Source organism: Marinobacter halotolerans (genome assembly GCF_008795985.1).
GTDB lineage: Bacteria > Pseudomonadota > Gammaproteobacteria > Pseudomonadales > Oleiphilaceae > Marinobacter > Marinobacter halotolerans.
The window spans coordinates 467,529-487,103 of record NZ_VMHP01000002.1 but is presented as its reverse complement, the minus strand read 5'-3'; the positions used below and the strand labels follow the sequence as shown (position 1 = coordinate 487,103).

Annotated in this window: 17 protein-coding genes; 3 read left to right on the top strand and 14 right to left on the bottom strand. The window is 57.6% G+C overall.

The genetic code is table 11. From position 1 onward, the window contains the following. Positions 1 to 11 precede the first annotated feature (11 nt). The 8 genes from FPL19_RS12550 to FPL19_RS12515 form a co-directional block, all read right to left on the bottom strand. Positions 12 to 1,061 (bottom strand): FAD:protein FMN transferase, encoded by a 1,050-nt coding sequence (locus tag FPL19_RS12550; RefSeq protein WP_150912902.1) that lies wholly within the window; start codon positions 1,059 to 1,061, stop codon positions 12 to 14. Positions 1,062 to 1,070: 9 nt separating this feature from the next. Continuing rightward, on the bottom strand, positions 1,071 to 2,297 hold the full coding sequence (nqrF, locus tag FPL19_RS12545) for an NADH:ubiquinone reductase (Na(+)-transporting) subunit F (RefSeq protein WP_150912901.1): 1,227 nt from the start codon (positions 2,295 to 2,297) through the stop codon (positions 1,071 to 1,073). A 37-nt stretch (positions 2,298 to 2,334) separates the two neighbouring features. After that, positions 2,335 to 2,943 (bottom strand): NADH:ubiquinone reductase (Na(+)-transporting) subunit E, encoded by a 609-nt coding sequence (nqrE, locus tag FPL19_RS12540; RefSeq protein ID WP_150912900.1) that lies wholly within the window; start codon positions 2,941 to 2,943, stop codon positions 2,335 to 2,337. Further along, positions 2,943 to 3,608, bottom strand: coding sequence for an NADH:ubiquinone reductase (Na(+)-transporting) subunit D (locus FPL19_RS12535; RefSeq protein ID WP_150912899.1), 666 nt, complete (start codon positions 3,606 to 3,608; stop codon positions 2,943 to 2,945). The genes nqrE and FPL19_RS12535 overlap by 1 nt, the downstream gene beginning before the upstream one ends. Before the next feature lie 2 nt (positions 3,609 to 3,610). After that, a complete protein-coding gene (locus tag FPL19_RS12530) occupies positions 3,611 to 4,417 on the bottom strand; it encodes a Na(+)-translocating NADH-quinone reductase subunit C (protein WP_150912898.1) in 807 nt (268 codons plus the stop codon). Then, the gene (locus FPL19_RS12525; RefSeq protein ID WP_150912897.1) at positions 4,410 to 5,615 is read right to left on the bottom strand and encodes an NADH:ubiquinone reductase (Na(+)-transporting) subunit B; all 1,206 of its coding nucleotides are present in this window, start codon (positions 5,613 to 5,615) and stop codon (positions 4,410 to 4,412) included. Before FPL19_RS12525 ends, FPL19_RS12530 begins: the two co-directional genes overlap by 8 nt. 3 nt (positions 5,616 to 5,618) lie before the next feature. Further along, entirely contained in the window at positions 5,619 to 6,965 is a 1,347-nt protein-coding gene (locus tag FPL19_RS12520) for a Na(+)-translocating NADH-quinone reductase subunit A (RefSeq protein ID WP_150912896.1), read from the bottom strand. A gap of 326 nt (positions 6,966 to 7,291) precedes the next feature. Then, positions 7,292 to 8,746 (bottom strand): glyceraldehyde-3-phosphate dehydrogenase, encoded by a 1,455-nt coding sequence (locus tag FPL19_RS12515; protein ID WP_449806435.1) that lies wholly within the window; start codon positions 8,744 to 8,746, stop codon positions 7,292 to 7,294. Positions 8,747 to 8,957: 211 nt separating this feature from the next. On the opposite strand from FPL19_RS12515, the gene mfd reads away from it, so the two are divergent. Continuing rightward, entirely contained in the window at positions 8,958 to 12,491 is a 3,534-nt protein-coding gene (mfd, locus tag FPL19_RS12510; protein WP_150912894.1) for a transcription-repair coupling factor, read from the top strand. An 18-nt stretch (positions 12,492 to 12,509) separates the two neighbouring features. Then, on the top strand, positions 12,510 to 13,532 hold the full coding sequence (locus FPL19_RS12505) for a CsiV family protein (protein ID WP_150912893.1): 1,023 nt from the start codon (positions 12,510 to 12,512) through the stop codon (positions 13,530 to 13,532). Here the strand turns inward: FPL19_RS12505 and FPL19_RS12500 are convergent. Genes FPL19_RS12500 through FPL19_RS12480 form a run of 5 tightly spaced genes read right to left on the bottom strand, consistent with a single transcriptional unit; the run spans position 13,477 to position 17,610 of the window. Then, a complete protein-coding gene (locus tag FPL19_RS12500) occupies positions 13,477 to 14,250 on the bottom strand; it encodes an S-methyl-5'-thioinosine phosphorylase (protein ID WP_150912892.1) in 774 nt (257 codons plus the stop codon). The genes FPL19_RS12505 and FPL19_RS12500 overlap by 56 nt on opposite strands. Then, on the bottom strand, positions 14,240 to 15,433 hold the full coding sequence (locus tag FPL19_RS12495) for a mechanosensitive ion channel family protein (RefSeq protein WP_150912891.1): 1,194 nt from the start codon (positions 15,431 to 15,433) through the stop codon (positions 14,240 to 14,242). Before FPL19_RS12495 ends, FPL19_RS12500 begins: the two co-directional genes overlap by 11 nt. A gap of 20 nt (positions 15,434 to 15,453) precedes the next feature. After that, complete coding sequence (locus tag FPL19_RS12490; protein ID WP_225314409.1) at positions 15,454 to 15,960, bottom strand: L,D-transpeptidase; 507 nt, start codon at positions 15,958 to 15,960, stop codon at positions 15,454 to 15,456. A 57-nt stretch (positions 15,961 to 16,017) separates the two neighbouring features. Next, positions 16,018 to 16,695 (bottom strand): TetR/AcrR family transcriptional regulator, encoded by a 678-nt coding sequence (locus FPL19_RS12485; protein WP_150912890.1) that lies wholly within the window; start codon positions 16,693 to 16,695, stop codon positions 16,018 to 16,020. A 60-nt stretch (positions 16,696 to 16,755) separates the two neighbouring features. Next, positions 16,756 to 17,610, bottom strand: a complete 855-nt coding sequence (locus tag FPL19_RS12480) for a hypothetical protein (RefSeq protein ID WP_150912889.1) — start codon at positions 17,608 to 17,610, stop codon at positions 16,756 to 16,758. A gap of 173 nt (positions 17,611 to 17,783) precedes the next feature. Here FPL19_RS12480 and FPL19_RS12475 point away from each other — a divergent pair, with 173 nt between their 5' ends. Beyond that, positions 17,784 to 18,389 (top strand): riboflavin synthase subunit alpha, encoded by a 606-nt coding sequence (locus FPL19_RS12475; RefSeq protein ID WP_150912888.1) that lies wholly within the window; start codon positions 17,784 to 17,786, stop codon positions 18,387 to 18,389. Here the strand turns inward: FPL19_RS12475 and FPL19_RS12470 are convergent. Continuing rightward, positions 18,377 to 19,528, bottom strand: a complete 1,152-nt coding sequence (locus FPL19_RS12470; protein ID WP_150912887.1) for a class I SAM-dependent methyltransferase — start codon at positions 19,526 to 19,528, stop codon at positions 18,377 to 18,379. The genes FPL19_RS12475 and FPL19_RS12470 overlap by 13 nt on opposite strands. Between the last annotated feature and the right edge of the window lie 47 nt (positions 19,529 to 19,575).

The following is a 19,575-nucleotide window of genomic DNA, read 5'->3' as shown; positions in this document are numbered from 1 at the left end:
AGGCCTCTCCTTTATTGAGTCAGGAACGAAGAAAAAGCCGGTGTGAAATCCGTTTCAAAGCCGTCTTCTCCTCGAACAATGAAATAGGCAGCAATGTTTTCTCGTACTGCCAATGCTTTTGCCTTCTCTGGCCCCATCACGTTGAACGCAGTTGCCAGAGCATCGGCGGTCATACAGTCATTTGCCACCACTGTCACCGATGCCAGGTTGTGATCAATTGGCCTGCCATCTTTCGGGTCTATTGTATGGGAGAAACGCTCCCCGCCCGATTCGTAATAGTTACGATAGTCCCCAGAGGTTGCCATTGCACGATTACCGATCGCAACCACCCGGTCAACCTGGCGCTGCCCGGAAACCGGCCGTTCAATAGCAAGTCGCCAGAAGTCGCCATCAGGTTTGCGACCCTTGACGCTGACTTCCCCACCGATTTCAACCAGATAGGCCGATATACCCTCCTCGGCGAGAAAGCTCGCGACCGCATCCACCCCATAGCCCTTTGCGATGGCCGACAGGTCCACATACTGCCGGGGATCTGCCCGCAGTGAAGGCGGCTGATCCTTTAACTCGATCTTTTGATAGCCAATCGCGTCCAGTACCGAGGCAAGTTTCTCGTCGCCAGGCACTTTTTCCGGACGGGCTTCAGGTCCAAATCCCCAGAGGTTGACCACAGGCCCAACGGTTATATCGAACGCGCCATCGGTCAGTAGGGAAATCTCCCGTGCCCGCTCCAGCACCTTGTATAGAGCGGGGGAGATCTCTGTCCATTCACTTTGATCAGTAAGGCTGTTAAACCGGGAAAGCTCGGAATCCGGGCGCCAGGTGGACATGGAGGCATCAACCTCCTCCAGAACCTTCTCAATGCCGCTGGCCAGGCTTTCAAGCCGGGCCTGATCGTCTTCCATCACCACATTGATGTGATACCGGGTCCCGAAAACCGGGCCGGAGATTTCCCAGACTTTCTGCTCTGACTCAAACGAACAACCCGCCAGCGCGGCAAATGCCAGCGCCAAAAAGGCGCCGGCCACTACCGCCCTGACGGGTCGTGTCATACCGGATGTCATGCGAGTTGGTTAACCCCCGAAATCGTCCAGCATGATGTTCTCGTCCTCAACGCCCAGATCCTTCAGCATCTTGATGCAGGATGCGTTCATGATGGGCGGCCCACACATGTAATACTCACAGTCCTCGGGAGCCGGATGGTCCTTCAGATAGTTCTCATACAGAACGTTATGAATGAATCCGGTTGGGCCTTTCCAGTTGTCCTCTGGCAAGGCATCGGACAGAGCAACATGCCATTCGAAGTTGTCGTTCTCTTCCTGCAGCATGTCGAAATCTTCTACGTAGAACATTTCGCGAACACTACGGGCGCCATACCAGAAGCTGATCTTACGCTGACTGTTCAGGCGCTTGAGCTGGTCAAAGATGTGCGAACGCATGGGTGCCATGCCGGCACCACCACCGATAAACACCATTTCCGCGTCGGTTTTCTTCGCGAAAAACTCACCGAACGGCCCCATAACGGTAACCTTGTCGCCCGGTTTAAGGTTGAACACATAGCTGGACATGATGCCCGGCGGATGGTCGGTTCCCGGCGGCGGCGTTGCAATCCGGATATTGAACTTCAGAACACCCTTCTCTTCCGGATAGTTGGCCATGGAATAGGCGCGAATCGTCTCTTCCTTGTTAATGGCCTTGTAGCGCCAGATATCGAGCTTGTTCCAGTCGCCCTGGAAATCTTCCTCAATGTTGAAATCCTTGAACGCGATTTCATAGGGAGGACACTCAAGCTGAACATAACCGCCAGCGCGGAAGTCGACTTCCTCGCCTTCGGGAAGTTTCAGAATCAGCTCTTTGATGAAGGTGGCCACGTTGTGGTTGGAAACCACCTCGCACTCCCACTTCTTCACACCGAAGAACTCTTCCGGCACCTCTACCTTCATGTCCTGCTTCACGGGAACCTGACAGCTCAGGCGCCAGCCTTCCTTTTCTTCACGGTTGGTGAAGTGAGTCTTTTCCGTAGGCAGCATGGAGCCACCGCCGTCAAACACCTTGCATTTGCACTGGGCGCAGGTTCCACCGCCGCCACAGGCGGAAGACAGAAAAATCCCGTTGTTCGCCAGGGTACCCAGAAGTTTGCCACCGGCCTCGGTCTTCACCGTATGCTCGGGATCATCATTAATCTCAATAGTCACATCACCGGTGCTTACCAGTCTGGAACGGGCCGCAAGGATTATTGCGACCAGGGCCAGAACGATAACGGTGAACATGACTACACCAAGAAGAATTTCTGTATTCATGGTCTCGCCTTTTCGTTAAATCGAATCACCGGGTGGATTACAGTGAAATGCCGGAAAACGACATGAATCCAAGCGACATCAGGCCAACCGTGATGAAGGTAATGCCCAGGCCGCGCAGGCCGTCAGGTACGTCACTGTACTTGAGCTTTTCACGGATGCCGGCCAGTGCAACGATTGCCAGCGCCCAGCCAAGTCCTGCACCGAAGCCGTAAACCACACTCTCACCAAACGTGTAATCCCGCTCGACCATGAACAGTGAGGCACCGAGAATCGCGCAGTTCACCGTAATCAGCGGCAGAAAGACACCCAGAGCGGCGTAGAGCGCCGGGATGTACTTATCCAGAACCATCTCCATGATCTGAACAATCGCCGCGATTACCCCAATATACGACAATAATCCGAGAAAGCTCAGGTCCACATTGGGCAGACCTGCCCAGCCCAGGGCACCCTCGCGGAGTACGCTGTTGTAGAGCAGGTTATTCACCGGGACCGTGACCGTCAGAACCACGATGACCGCGATACCCAGGCCGGTTGCCGCCTCGATCTTCTTGGAAATCGCAATAAAGGTGCACATGCCCAGGAAGAACGCCAGGGCCATGTTCTCAACGAAAACAGCTTTCAGAATCAGGCTGATATAGTGTTCCATCAGAAGGCCTCCTTGGCAGTATGACGGGACATCTTGTAGTCCTCTTCCTCGACCTGTTCAGGCTTCCAGGTACGAAGTCCCCAGATCGCCAGGCCAATGATAAAGAACGCGCTTGGTGGCAGTAGCAGCAAACCATTGGGGATATACCATCCGCCCTCGTTTACCACGGGCATGATGGAGACACCGAACAACGAACCGGCGCCCAGAAGTTCACGGAAGAAAGCCACGAAAATCAACAGCACCGAGTAGCCCAGACCGTTACCAATGCCGTCCAGGAAGCTCAGCCAGGGGCCATTCTTCATAGCAAACCCTTCGGCGCGACCCATGACGATGCAATTGGTGATGATCAGTCCCACGAAAACCGAAAGCTGCTTGCTGATTTCGTAGGCATAGGCCTTGAGGAGCTGGTCAACCACGATAACCAGCGATGCGATGATGGTCATCTGCACGATGATGCGGATGCTGCCCGGAATCTGGCTTCGTACCAGTGACACCGCAAGGTTGGAAAACGCTGTTACCGCAATCACGGCCGCGCACATAACCAGCGTCACGTTCATGCTGGTGGTTACCGCCAGCGCAGAGCAGATACCAAGGATCTGTAATGCGATGGGGTTATTGCTGAATATCGGTTCGAAGAGAACCTGCTTGGCAGTTGCATCGGCCATGATCAGACCTCCCCTTGACGAAGTTTTTTCAGGTAGGTTTCGTAGCCCCGGTCACCCATCCAGTAGTTGACCAGTTTTTCCACGCCCCGGCTGGTCAGTGTGGCACCAGAAAGAGCGTCTACCTTGTGTTCCTTGTCTGCTGCGTCGGCACCCACGCCGCCCTTGACCAGCCTGATCTGGGGCTCTTCAAGTTGATCGCCGTAGACTTCCTTGCCAACCCACTGTTTTTTCCAGCGCGGGTTGTCGACTTCACCGCCGAGGCCGGGAGTCTCTGCATGGTCGTAAAACCCGAGACCTTCAATGGTATTGGCATCACCTTCCAGGGATACAAATCCATAGAGGGTAGACCAGAGACCATAACCGTGTATCGGCAGTACCACTCGCACCAGCTCGCCATTTTCCGAAAGTGTATAGATCTTGGCCACGTCGGGACGGCTTTTGATACCCGCGGGGTCGTCCGCCGCAGACAGGATGCGGGTGGACATTTCCGGGTCCGATGCCGCCTTGTACATGTCGTACTTCATCGGATCTTCGACGCCGACCGCACTGGGCTCGACGTACTCGCCGGAATCCAGATCCAGCAGCCGGACATCAAAACGCGAGAAGATCTCCTCGATCTCTTCAGGGCTCATGCCCGGCTCGAGCATGCCGGCCGCGGCCAGAATGTTCGAGCGGATATCCAGATTCTGGTTCTTGACCTGCGCCGGGCGCAGCAGCACAGCTGCCGTTGAAACGACCACTGAGAAAGCGATGCTCAGCACCAACGCTACCATCAGCGTTCTGGAGACAGTTTCTTTTGCTTTAGCCACGTGCAAGCCTCCGTTTAATGTTGGCCTGAACCACATAGTGATCCATCAGCGGAGCGAACAGGTTGGCAAACAGTATGGCCAGCATGATGCCTTCCGGGAAAGCCGGGTTGACCACGCGGATGAGCACCGTCATCACGCCGATCAGAATGCCGAAACACCAACGACCGGTGTCCGTCATGGCGGCCGAAACCGGGTCTGTTGCCATGAACATCATGCCGAATGCAAAGCCACCCATAACCAGATGCCAGTGCGGTGGTACGGCAAACATTGGATTGGTTTCCGACCCGACCACGTTCAGCAATAGCGACATGCCGATCATGCCAATCAGCACACCACCAACAATCCGATAGGACGCAATGCGCATCGCCAGCAGAATAAGACCGCCAATCAGTACGGCCAGCGTCGATGTCTCACCCATGGATCCCTGAATCGAGCCCATAAAGGCTGACATCCAGCCGATCTGGCTTTCCAGCGCTTCCACACCGCCGCTGGCAGCCCAGCTCAGCGCGGTCGCGCCACTGAAGCCATCCACTGCGGTCCATACGGTGTCACCGGAAATCTGTGCCGGGTAAGCAAAGTACAGAAACGCACGGCCTGTCAGTGCCGGGTTAAGGAAGTTCTTGCCAGTGCCGCCGAACACTTCCTTGCCGATAACCACACCAAAGGTGATACCCAGGGCCACCTGCCAGAGCGGGATGGTCGGAGGACAGATCAGCGCAAACAGCACAGAGGTCACGAAGAAGCCCTCGTTTACCTCATGGCGACGCACAGTCGCAAACAGCACTTCCCAGAAGCCACCAACCACAAAGGTGACCGCGTAGACCGGCACGAAGTAGGCCATGCCGTAGATAAAGTTATCGAAGATACTCGACGGATCATTTCCCGCCAGCGCACTGATGAACATGGTCCGCAAACCGCCGTCGCCCATCAGGGCATCGGGGTTGGCTGCAAGATAACTGTTTGCCTGAAAACCAATGTTCCACATGCCGAAAAACATAGCCGGGAAGGTACACATCCACATCGTGATCATGATGCGCTTCAGGTCAATGCCGTCACGCACATGGGAGGTGGTTGAGGTTACCTTGCCCGGGGTGTAGAAAATGGTATCGACTGCTTCGTACAGCGCATACCAGCGCTCGTACTTGCCACCTTTTTCAAAGTGGTGCTCGATGCCATCGAGAAACTGTCGAATTGCCATCAGTTAGCCCTCGATCTCGATTCGGGTCAGATTCTCACGGAGAATCGGCCCATATTCGTATTTGCCCGGACACACGAAGGTGCAGAGCGCCAGATCTTCTTCATCCAGCTCCAACGCACCCAGCTGCTGTGCCACCTCGGTATCGCCAACGATCAGCGAACGCAGCAACTGAGTCGGCAGAATATCCAGCGGCATCACTTTCTCGTAGGCACCGACAGGTACCATTGCGCGCTCGCTGCCATTGGTTGTGGTGGTGAAATTGAACAGCTTGCCCTTCGTCAGTTTGGACAGGTAGATGTTCAGCACAGAGAACTTGTTGGTTCCCGGAGACAGCCAGCCCATGAACTCACGCTTGGTGCCTTCCTCGAGAATCGACACCTGATTGGCAAAACGACCCAGATAGGCGCAGGGGCCATCACTCCGCCGACCACCAAACACCGATCCTGAAATCATGCGTACGTCGCAGTCGGTCTCGATCTCACCTTCCAGCAGTTCCGGAAGACTCGCACCAATCCGTGTACGCACCAGACGCGGCTTAGTCGCCTTCGGACCACCGATCGCAATCACACGATCCGCCGGCAGCTCGCCGGTTTCAAACAGCCGCGCAATGTCGATGACATCCTGGTAGTTGATGCTCCAGACCACCTTGTTGCCGACAATCGGGTCCAGATAATGAATATGGGTGCCCACGTTGCCAGCCGGGTGCCTGCCCTCAAACTGGTTAACCTCGACCGCATCGGAATCAGGCACAGGTACATCGGAACCGGGCCTGCCGCTGACAAAAACCTTACCACTGGTCAGCTTCGTGAGTATGCGAAGGCCACGCTCGAACGCCGGTTTGTTCTCACCAATGATCACCGTAGGGTCGGCAGCCAGCGGATTGGTATCCATGACCGACACAAAAATAGAATGCGGCGCCGTGTCGATAGCCGGAACCTTGCTGTAAGGGCGGGTTTTGAAGGTTGTCCATAATCCCGACTCTACCAGGTTGTCGACAACCTGCTGCCGCTCCAGAGAGGCGATATCCGACTCGCTGTACCGGGCAAAAGACTCCGCCTCGTCTCCATCCACCTCAATCACGAGGGACTGGAACACTCGGCGTTCACCCCGATTTATCTCTTTCACCACACCGGCGGCCGGCGAGGTGTAACGAACGCCATCGGTCTTCTTATCCGTAAACAGCAGCGTTCCGCGCTTAACGCGGTCTCCCTCTTTAACAGCCATCGTCGGCTTCATGCCGATATAGTCAAAACCGATCAGTGCCACGTGGCGAACGGGTTTGCCTTCTGTAATGGTCTGCTCAGGAGCGCCGCTGATGGGAAGATCCAGGCCTTTTTTGATTTTGATCATGCCTCATCCAATCATCAGAACTTGTTCGGTGGATTTTAACGCCCGACTCCTGCGGTCCGGGCCCTGACGGATTCTCACCGGAGGGCAAAACCACAGTGCCGATCATGCCGACAGAAAGTGCCAGACAAACGACTGCAGGAGGTCTTGGGAAGCGGGTGCCAGACGTACCCAAAATCGTGCCAATTATAAGGTTTAAGTAACACTATTTCCACCTGAAACCCCGCCTAGTTTATGGCCGGATACAAATAGGCAACCTTTGCTGAGGCCAAAAAAAACCCCGGACATCACTGTCCGGGGTTTGACTCAGGCAATGCAGTGAATTCAGATCAACCGCGAACCCGCTTGGGGAAAATTGGATACTCCACGCCAGCCATCTGATTGACAACGCGCACAACCTGGGCACTGTATCCCGCCTCGTTGTCATACCAGACGTAGAGAATCAGGCGTTTGCCGCTGGTGATGGTCGCCTGAGCGTCCACGATACCGGCGTGGCGGGAGCCCACAAAGTCGGTGGAAACCACTTCCGGCGAGTTCACAAAATCGATCTGCTTCTGCAATTCGGAGTGCAGCGCCATGTCGCGCAGGTAATCGTTTACGCCTTCTACCGTTACGTCCTTACCCAGATTCAGGTTCAGAATCGCCATGGAAACGTTGGGGGTTGGCACCCGGATAGCGTTGCCGGAAAGCTTGCCTTTGAGCTCCGGCAAAGCTTTGGCGACGGCCTTCGCCGCACCTGTCTCGGTAATTACCATGTTCAGCGGCGCACTACGACCGCGGCGGCTACCCTTGTGGTAGTTATCGATCAGATTCTGGTCGTTGGTGTAGGAGTGAACAGTTTCAACGTGTCCGTCCTCAATGCCGTACTCGTCCTGGATCGCTTTCAGAACGGGCGTAATGGCATTGGTGGTACAGGAAGCTGCAGACAGAATCCGATCGTCCTCGGTAATCCAGTCGTTGTTGATGCCGTGCACGATATTCTTGATATCACCCTTGCCCGGGGCGGTCAGAAGAACACGACTTACACCCTTTGACTTCAAGTGCAGACCAAGACCGGCCTCGTCACGCCAGATACCGGTGTTGTCGATGACGATCGCTTTATTGATGCCGTACTGGGTGTAATCCACCTGATCCGGACCCGGCGAATAGATCACCTTGATAAAGTTGCCGTTGGCGATCAGGGCTGAATTCTCTTCATCCACGGTAATGGTGCCGTTGAAAGGCCCGTGAACCGAATCCCGGCGCAGCAGACTGGCACGCTTCTCCAGATCGTTGTCCGCGCCACCCTGGCGCACCACAATCGCCCGCAGACGCAGGTTATTTCCGCCGCCGGCCTTTTCAATCAGAATGCGCGCAAGCAGCCGGCCGATACGGCCAAAGCCATACAGAACCACGTCTTTGGTGCCGTTTTCGGCGTCTTCGGCGGACTGTGCGTCGTACTGCCCGACAATCGGCCCGATCTCCTGATGCAGGAAGTCTTCCAGATCTCCACCGGTTTCCTTGAACTTTACCGCCAGTTTGCCGATATCCACATGGCCACGCCCCAGCTTCATGCTGTCCATGATCTGCAGGATAGGCAGTGTGTCGTGAACAGACAGCTCACTATCTTCAACCTGACGCACAAAACGGTGCGCCCGGATAATGTCGATCACCGACTGGTTGATCACGGAACGACCGTAAACGGACGTCACCACATTATTCTTACGGTAGAGTCTACCGATAAGCGGAATCATGGCTTCCGCAGTGGACTCTCTTTCCGTCCAGTTAGACAGGTGCTGATTGATCTGCTCGTGACTCACGCTTGAACCTCTGCTGTTGGAACCTGGAAATTAGGGCGCATATTATCCAACGTAATTGCCGCCACAGCAAATACGCAGTGCCCCGGAGTTCGTAGTCTATAAGTTCGGCCAGCCATGACAGACCCCGGTAGTGCCGGTAGAATGCCCGGCTTCCAGCCATGCGCTTGATACCCAGACCAGGAGTTTCAGTTTGCCCATGAACAATGGTGAAAACAGCAATGGTGCCAAGCCCACAGCCGGAACCGCGCTGATTGCCCCGACGCCGCCGGTAAAACCCGCCGACCACCGGCATTGGGGCCGGCTTCACGGCAGCAGTGATGCCCTGGCCATCTGTGAAACTGCCCGCGAGCATCAGGGGCTGACCCTCGTCATCACGCGAAACACCGACGAGGCGATTCGGCTTGAGCAGGCCATGCGCTTCTATCTGGACCTTCCCACCGAGGAAGATCAGGCAGCCGTCACTGAGGACGGCCTGGAACTGTTATCCCTGCCCGACTGGGAAACCCTGCCCTACGATCTGTTCTCGCCGCACCAGGATATTACGTCCCGTCGAATCCGCGCGCTCCACAGACTCCCGTCGACCCGCCACGGCGTATTGGTTGTGCCGGCGAGAACCCTGATGCACCGGTTACCGCCGGTCAGCTATCTTCAGGGCAGCACGCTTTTGCTGGAGGTGGGTCAGTCCCTGGACATCAATTCCTGGCGGATGCAGCTGGAGGCCGCCGGCTACCGGCATGCCGACAACGTCTATGAACACGGTGAATACGCGGTTCGCGGGGCCATTCTGGACATCTTTCCGATGGGCGCAAGCCGGCCCTTCCGGATCGATCTGTTCGACGACGAGATTGAAACCCTGCGGACGTTCGACCCCGACACCCAGCGCTCCATTGACCGGATCGAGAAAGTCGAACTGCTGCCGGCCAACGAGTTTCCCTGGCATAAAGAGGCCCGGTCAGGCTTCCGCAATCGCTGGTTCGAGGCTTTCCCGCACGCAGACAAAGATTCACCCATCTACCAGGATGTCAGCCAGGCCATTACGCCGCCGGGCATTGAATATTATCTGCCGCTGTTTTTTGACCAGACCGCCACGCTTTTTGACTATTTGCCGGCGGAAACCCTGGTTTTCACCGCCGACGGGCTGCATACCGCTGCAGAACAGTTCACCGTTGACACCCAGGCCCGTTACGAGGATCGCCGCCATGACCGCATGCGCCCGATCCTGCCACCAGCCGAGCTGTTCCTGAAAGACGAAGAACTGTTTGCACAGCTGAAGCACTACCCGCGAATCACCACCACAACCGAGTCTGTAGCGGGTGCCGGCGCGGTGAATTGCGAGACTGACCCACTGCCGGACATCGCCATGGATGGCCGCGCCGCCGACCCGGCCGGTCGCCTGAAGCGGTTCCTTGAGGAATTCGATGGCCGCGTCCTGATCTGCGCCGAATCCTCCGGGCGCCGGGAAGCGCTGATTGACACTCTGGCGGACCAGAATCTGTCTCTGCAGACCCTGGAAAGCTGGCAGTCCTTCCTGTCAGAGACGGGCTGCTCACTGGGCATCACCATCGCCCCCATGGAGCTCGGGCTGGTCTTGCCGGAACAGCGCCTGACACTGATTACTGAAACGGCTCTGTTCGGAGAGCGGGTGCTCCAGCGTCGGCGCCGCCAGAAGCCCACCGAAGCAGATGACTCCGGCTACCGGGACCTCTCGGAGCTTCGAATTGGCGCACCAGTGGTCCATATCGACCACGGGGTTGGCCGCTACCGGGGTCTGGAAACCATTACCGTGGAAGGCGAAGCCAGCGAATTCCTGATGCTGGAATACGCCGGCGGTTCCAAGCTGTATGTGCCGGTGTCCAGTCTGCACCTGATTTCCCGTTACACCGGTTCGGATGTGGACCATGCGCCACTTCACAAGCTTGGCACCGACCGCTGGAGCAACGCCAAACAGAAGGCGCTGGAGAAAATCCGCGACACTGCGGCCGAGCTGCTGGATGTCTACGCTCGCCGTGAGGCGCGTAAAGGGTTTGCGTTTGAAGATCCGAAAGAAGCCTACCGGGCTTTTGCCGCCGGCTTTCCGTTCGAGGAAACCCCGGACCAGCAACTGGCCATTGAATCGGTCTTCGAGGACATGGTCAGCGAACAGCCCATGGACCGGCTGGTGTGCGGTGACGTGGGTTTTGGCAAAACCGAAGTCGCCATGCGCGCGGCGTTCATGGCCACCTATTCCGGCAAACAGGTGGCGGTACTGGTGCCCACCACCCTGCTGGCGCAGCAGCACTATGCGTCTTTCCGCGACCGGTTTTCCGACACCGCCGTCAGTATTGAACTGCTCAGCCGTTTCCGCAGTGGCGGACAGACCAGCAAGGCCATGCAGGCCATAGAGGAAGGCAAGGCCGATATTGTCATCGGCACCCACAAGCTGCTCCAGGGGGACGTGAAGTTCAAGAACCTGGGACTGGTGATCATCGACGAAGAACACCGCTTCGGGGTTCAGCAGAAAGAGAAACTGAAGGCCCTGCGGGCCGAGGTGGACATGCTGAACCTGACCGCTACGCCCATCCCTCGCACCCTGAACATGGCCATGGGCCATCTGCGGGACCTGTCGATTATTGCCACCCCGCCGGCTCGCCGCCTGTCGGTCAAAACCTTTGTGCGCCAGCGGGATGAGGCCATGGTAAAGGAGGCGATCCTGCGGGAAGTGCTGCGGGGCGGTCAGGTGTACTTCCTGCACAATGACGTGGCCACCATTCAGAAAACCGCGGAAGATCTGCGGCGGCTGATTCCCGAAGCGCGGGTGGGCGTAGCCCACGGCCAGATGCGTGAGCGGGAACTGGAACAGATCATGTCGGACTTCTACCACAAGCGCTTTAACGTGCTGGTATGTACCACCATCATTGAGACCGGCATCGACATTCCCAGCGCCAACACCATCGTCATCGAAAGGGCGGATAAGTTCGGATTGGCCCAGCTACACCAGCTGCGCGGCAGGGTCGGTCGATCGCACCACCAGGCCTATGCATACCTGCTGACACCGCCGCCGAAATCCATTACGGCGGACGCCAAAAAGCGTCTTGAAGCCATTGCCGAAGCCCAGGACCTGGGCGCCGGATTCATGCTCGCCACCCACGACCTGGAAATCCGTGGTGCCGGTGAGCTGCTGGGCGAGGAACAGAGTGGTCAGATCGAAAGCATCGGCTTTACGCTCTACATGCAGTTGTTGGACGAAGCGGTCCAGGCCATTCGCGAGGGGCGCACGCCAAACGCGGAGCTACCGCTGAGCCACGGAACCGAAATGAACCTTCGAATTCCGGCCCTGATACCGGACGATTACCTGCCGGATGTCCACAATCGGCTGATGCTTTACAAGCGAATTGCCAGTGTGGACAACAAAGAAGGATTAAAAGAACTTCAGGTGGAGATGATCGACCGCTTCGGTTTATTACCGGAACCGGCAAAGAACCTGATGCATCAATCCGAGCTGCGAATCCGCGCTGAAGCCCTGGGCATCACCAAGGTCGACGCAGGCAAGGAATGGGCGGGCTTTGAATTCGGCAGCTCGACACCGGTGGACCCGCTGATTCTGGTTAAAAAAGTGCAATCCGCGCCCAACGACTACCGGCTGGAGGGGGCCAACAGTTTCCGTTTCCGGCTGAAGGATGCGTCAACCAGTGGTAAACTCGAGAGCATTTCCGAGATGCTAGGGCAATTGGCCCCGGCAAAGAGCCAGTAACGCGGCCCGGATGAACCAATGAATCACAGACACAGTGGAGCCATACCTTTGCAGACGTCCGGTAGACCAACCCCCAGAACTCTGGTTCTGACGCTTGCCGCCTCTCTGGCGTTTGCAAACGCGTCCGTTGCGCAGGACACCACGGCTTCCCGGGCGGACTCAACGGCCGCGCTGGAAAACCTGACTCCCGCTCAGAAAACTCTGGCCGAGGATTTTTACCGCGCCGAGCTTGTGATTTATGAGCGCAAGATCGAACCGGACGCCATCAACGAAAAGATGGCCGGCCGTCTGCCCCAACCGCCGAATCTCAAAGCAGAACGAATCCTGCGTCATACCGACGAAACCGGTAACGCCCGCACCAACATGAAACTGGTGCCTCGCAAGGAACTGCATCTGGCTTCGGCTGCGGAAAGACTGGAGAACAGTGGCCGTTATCGTGTGCTTCTGGCTGAAGGCTGGTATCAGGCGTTCCCACCGGACTTCAAAGGCAAACCGATGTGGGTCACCGCTGGCGAATGGCTGCCAGGCGCCGGGCATACAGACGTTCAGGGGATGATAACCATTGACCGGCAGCGCTATCTTCATGTCAACGTTCGGTTGAACCACTGGCTGCCCGCCTCGGCCGGAGATAGCCTGCTCGGCGTTGACCTGAACGCCGAGACACCCTCGCGACCAGCACCGCCGAAGATTCCGATCGAGCCTGCCGGCAAAAAACAACCCACTGGCATCCCGACAGCCGGTCAAACGGCAACGACGACGGATAATTCCGCGGGCGCAATCGCTCCAGAAAACGAGGTTCAGCCGGAAAGAGAACTGGTGGCCGGCCTGAACTGGCCTCGGGCAGACCTGTTGACCTGGATCCAGGAAACCCGCCGGATGCGCAGTGAGGAAGTGCACCTTCTGGATTCACCGACGCTTGGCGTGCTGATTTTCTTCAAGAAAATTGAACCGGAAGCAGCTGCCCCGATGATTCTGAAACTCGGGCTTACGGGTGAGAAAGCAAACCCAGAGGCCGGGCCGACGCCTCCAGAATCTTCCTGACGCCGGACATGCCCTCGTCGATGGCCGCTTCAATGTCGGCCATCGTGATGATCTGATCGGTCTTTCCCGCTGCCCAGTTGACCACCAGCGCCAGACAGACATAGTTCATACCCAGTTCCGCGGCCAGAACCGCCTCCGGCATACCCGTCATACCCACCAGATCGCAGCCGTCGCGCTCCAGCCGTCGAACCTCGGCAGCGGTCTCCAGGCGGGGCCCCTGGGTTGCGGCATAAACCCCGAAATCTGACACCGCAAGCGACACAGCCCCGGCGGCCTCAACCAGCACCCTCCTGGCAGGTTGGGAATAGGGGTAAGTGAAGTCGATATGGGTGGTGTGCTCCAGGTTGTCCTCGAAAAAGGTGCTCGCCCGGCCCCAGGTGTAATCAATCAACTGGTCCGGTATCACCACCCTGGCAGGGCCCATCTCCGGGTGAATGCCGCCAACCGCATTGACCCCGACCACCGTGCGCACACCGGCATCGTATAGCGCCTGCAGGTTCGCCCGGTAATTGACCCGGTGCGGCGGAATACGATGAGGGTCCCCGTGCCTGGCCAGAAACACCACCGGCTGGCCATCAATCACGCCCTCGGACAGAGCAGAGGATGGCTCTCCCCAGGGTGTGGAGACAGCCCGCTGCCCGATGATCTCCAGCCCGGCAAGGCTGGTCAGCCCGGTTCCGCCAATAATCCCCACCGGGCCCGCTGAATTATTCGTCATCACTCTGTGCCTCCGCGCTTTCACCCTGACGTGACTGGTGCGCAGGGGTTGTTTCCTGCGCTCCCCGTTCACCGCCATGCTCCACCCGGGCGTTGTCGGCCAGATGCAGCGTCCGTGTCGGAAAGGCCACTTCGGCGCCCTGTTCCTGGATCAGATCGCTGATTTTCAGCAGCACGTCCTGCTTCACACTATGGAAAGTGACCCAGTCCACGGTCTTGGTGAAGGTGTAGATCATGATGTCCAGTGACGAGGCATTAAACGTATTGAAGTTAACAATCACGGTCTGTTCGGAATCGATATCGTCGTGGTTTTCCAGCATGGAGCGGATATTGGCCACAATAGTCGCCATCTGGGTCACATCGGCGTAACGAACGCCCACCGTTTCAGAAATCCGCCGGTTAAACATCCGCGACGGGTTCTCCACGGCAATCGTGGTAAATATGGCGTTGGGAACGTAGAGCGGGCGCTTGTCAAAGGTGCGGACCGTGGTCAGGCGCCAGCCGATGTGCTCGACCGTGCCCTCAATGTTCCGATCAGGCGAGCGCACCCAGTCCCCCACTTTGAAGGGGCGGTCCAGGTGGATAATGAAACCGCCGAAAAAATTGGCCAGAAGGTCCTTGGCGGCGAAGCCGATGGCAATACCGCCAACGCCACCAAAAGCCAGCACGCCGGAAATACTGTAGCCAAGGGACTGCATCGCAATCAGCACGGCGGTAATGATAACCACCGCACGGGAAAGCTTGCTGACCGCAGTAACCGTGGTGTAATCCATCGGCTTCTGCATCTTGACCGGCGACGACAGGATGATCTCGCCTTCCTTGATCAGCCGCAGCACCGTCCATACCAGAATCCAGACAAAACCCAGCCGCAGGATCGTATCGTTTACCTTGAACACTTCCGCCTGGGAGTATCGGTGGGCAACTTCGGCCGCCCAGTAAACCCCCTGAAGCCAGACAAAGGCCACCACCGGCTTTCTTGCGGCATGCAGGAGCGCGTCATCCCAGAGATTGCTGGAACGCTGAAAACGCTTTTCAAGAGCATGCACAATAAAGCTGGCGATATAGGCGACGGCAGCCGTCCCGAATACCAGGCCAAAAACCACGAGCCCGACCCGCCAGTTTTCCGAGAGCAGATTCCAGTCCTGCACAAGCGTATCGACAATAGGAGGTGTTTCTTCGAGCATCGGCTTCCTCGATGGTGGACTCAGATAATGTGGACGGGGGTTCCTGCCCGAACCCGGCTGAACAATTGGGCAACCTCTGTGTTTCTCATCCGGATACAGCCGTGGGACTGTGCAACGCCCATTGGCTCGCTGTCCGGCGTGCCATGAATGTAAATGAAACGGCGGAAACTATCGACCGCACCGACGCGATTTTTGCCCGGCTCACAGCCACAGAGCCAGAGTATGCGGGTAAGAATCCAGTCGCGTTCCGGATATCGTGCGGACAGGTCAGGTGTCAGGATCTCGCCGGTGGGGCGCCGGCCCACGAATACCGTGTTCAGCGGCTGGCCAGCGCCGATCATAGCGCGAATATAGTGTCTGCCACGGGGAGTACAGCCGCTACCGTTCTGTTCGCCGGCACCATTCAGCGCAGTGGATACCGAAAATACCTTGGGTTCGGCATCGGCATTTTCCCGAAGCGTGAGAGTCTGACGCTCGAGACTTATCTCAATGGCTGGGTAGACATCCCGGGCGGGATTCATCGGCATGGGCGGTCAGCCTCCGGCAAAGAAACCAGAGCCGAAGACTAACCGAGGGGGCAATGCTCAGGCAACCGAGGATTTACCGGCAGAGGGCATCATCAGCATCGGGTCCTCAGCCTGCATGCCGGCCGCCAAGAACGGCACCAGGCGGGCGGCGATTTCCTGCACGGTGGTTTCCACCCCCAATTTGTTCTGCAGGATGTCCCGAAGCGCGTCGCTGCTGGACATGGTAAAGGCCGTGGCCCCCAGCATGAACTGGATCCGCCAGTAACGATCAACCGCCGACAATTGAGGCGTGGATTCTTTCAGCAACCGCATGAAGCGGCTGAATGGCTGGCTGTACTCCTGCTCAAGAAAACGTCGCAGGTGCCCCTGGGACTGGGTATAGGCAAGGCCCAGCAGGCGCATGAAAATGGAAATACCATTCTCGTTGCGCTGGGGCATTCGCACCGCACTTTCCGTCAGCGCCCACAGCGTCTGATTCAGGGTCGGTGGCTGTCCGTCGCATCGGGTTTCCAGATCGTTGAACGCGTCTTCCAGAGTGGCGGAAAACGGCGTCAGGAAGCGGGCGAAAACCGCATGGATCAGGGCATTCTTGGATCCGAAGTGATAATTGACAGCGGCCAGATTTACTTTAGCCTTACTGGTAATCATGCGAAGGGAAGTTTCCGAAAATCCGCGTTCCGCAAAGAGTTCTTCCGCGGCATCCAGTATCCGGTCAACTGTATCTGACTGAGCCATATTGTTTTTAGCGCCTCTACCAAACGTCTGTTTCAAACATACGTTTGATAGGTCATTCTGTCAAGCACTCTGCTCCGGGCTGGAGGGGGCCGGCGCCCAACCGTTGTCCAAGGCCTTCTGGTGCCCTTCAAAAAACGCCTTTTCCGCCCGCAGATAGGCTTTTTCAGCCTCCAGCAGGTAGATCAGATACAGCCGGACATGCTCGCGCCGGGTCAGGTGTTTCGCCAGCACTCTCCGCTCCGAGAGCGCTACCAGTTCGCTGAATCGCATCGCCCGCAGGGCCGTATTGAACTCCACCATCTGGGCACATTGCCAGGCCAGCCCCTCTTTGCCCTCAAGGTGCTGAATATGCTTCCGCGCATCCTGCAGCATCCGTCGCCGCTGAATAACCAGATCAAGGTAGGAAGGCCTGCTGGTCACCAACCCCCGCACCGCAGGCAGGCCAGACAACAGAAGAATGACGAAAGCGCCGAAACCGCCACCGGCAATCCAGGCCGGCACAAAACCCGTCATACCGCTTAAAAACACCAGGGCCGCCAGCAGGGAACAGAATAGCCAGAGATCACGGCTGCGCCGGGCCACGGCGAGGGAGTAGTTGTCGGGCCAGTCAGACATGGCAAGAATATCGAAATCCATCAGCATTACGCGGTCGCATTGCCGCAGCAGCAGACGTAACTTTTTCTGGCGGGATTCGGCAATCGTTTTCTCAATGCCGGCCCTCGAACTGCCCGGCTCGGCTGAGGCAGTCTCCGTCGTTTCCGCAGTCTCAGGCTCTGAACCGGGCTCAGCCGCCTTGTTCTTCGACTCTGGCGGCTTTTCTGCTGGCACAGGGTCCGCAGGCCGGCCCTGACGAAGCAGCGGCTCATCGGGGGTCGGTTCCGGTTTTGTGGTCTGCGAACGTCTGATTTCTGCCATGAACGTATTATCGGCCTGATCCGCCGTTACTTGAACGTCGGATAGCACATCCGCGCCGCACGACCGCGCGCGAACCCTGCTTGGCAGGGCGATGCCCTGTCGGTATCCTTTTTCTCTTTGCAATCCGTTCCGGAAAACCGGCCGGAGCCAGAACCAGCGTATGAGGGCCAAGCATGTTTACAGGTATTGTTCAGGGCGTTGCCGTGGTTGAAGACATTGACGCAGCGCCCGGGCTCAGCAGTTTCGCCATCCGGTTTCCCGCCGACCGGGTTCAGGGGGTCACCATCGGTGCCTCCGTTTCCATTGACGGCACCTGTTTGACGGTGACCCGCCAGGAAAACGATCTGTTGTTTTTCGACGCCATGCAGGAAACCCTGAGGCTGACAACGCTGGGTGCGCTCACCCCTGGCGACCGGATCAACTTCGAACGGGCGGCCCGCATCGGCGACGAAATTGGCGGCCACCTGCTGTCCGGCCATGTTCACACCACCGCTGAAGTCGTCGCCATCGACCGGCCAGAGAACAACTGCACCCTCACCTTCGAAGTGCCCGAACAGTGGACGAAGTATATTTTTCCCAAAGGCTATATTGCGATCAACGGGGCGAGCCTTACTATCGGTGAGGTCACGGGCAACCGGTTCAACATTCACCTGATTCCGGAAACTCTGCGAGCCACAACGTTTGCTGACATTGCCCTGGCCGACCAGGTCAATATCGAGATAGACAGTCAGACACAGACAATCGTGGATACCCTGGCCCGCCTTGGCTACGGGGGCTGATGGCCAGCCTCGAATACCACAAATTTCGGACTTGAGGCCAGCTGTCTGACCAGAGAGAAGGACGTTTTCAGGCTCCGGTGATAGCCCAAGTGACGGTTACCCACCACCAGCACACGCCCGCCCGGCGCAAGCCGTGCCGCCGCCTGCCGGAACAGGGTCAGGGCAATATGGTCCCCCACCACACCGCCCTCGTGGAATGGCGGGTTGAGCAGGATCAGATCAAACTCTGCGGTGCCCGGCGGCATGCCGTCACAGTGAACAAAACGGGTCAGCGCCTGAGGGAACGCCCGTCCGACGTTGTGTCGGGCGCTGAGCACGGCCTGGCTGGACACGTCCGAGAAGATCACCTCCAGATCCTGACACAGTGACAGCGCTGCCAGACCAAGCACCCCGTTGCCGCAGGCCAGATCCAGCAGACGGCTGCCGGCGGGCAAATCGACAACCCGATTTCCCATGGCCGGCAGTAGTTCACGGGTACCGATATCCAGCTTGCGCCGGGAGAACACCGCTGGCAGAGCGTCCACGCGAACGCCACTTTCCGGCAGGTCGTAGCCCTGCCACTGGGCGTTCCAGCTCTCCAATGTGCTGTCTCCCGGTGTTGAGACCGTTACCCGGGCTTTTTTCCACGCCCGGGACACCATCCGGGTATTCACAAGTTCAGCAAATACCTTTGAACTCTGGTCCGGCAGATGTTTGATCATCCCACCGGCGATGATCACCCCGTCCGGACCCAATACCTGGTTGCACCAGCGAAGCACCCAGGCCAGGTAGTCCGCCTGGCGTGGAATTCGCAGAACGACCAGATCAAAGGTTTGTAGGGGAGGCTCCAGCCAGCTTGCAGGCCCTGCGACGGGCGCCATAGAGGCGCTATTGAGCTGGAGGGCCGTCGCAAGAGTTGCGTTGTCCGCCAAACTGACCAGTGAAATTTCCGGAAACAGTCGACCAAGCCCGAGCGTCAGTGCTCCAAACTGGTCATCCACGACCAGTACCCTCTGGTCAGGCCGGCCAGCAATCTGCTCACTGGCGTGTTCAAGCAGGAGTTCATCAGCGGCATCCCATCCACGCAGATAGTTGGCGCCGTCCCCCGGGCGTTTCAAAGCCAGGCCCAGGCCGGCAATATGGAGCATTTCATCGGACATGAAGGTCAGTATTTGGTTATTTTGCGGAAATTACGGCATAAGCCGAC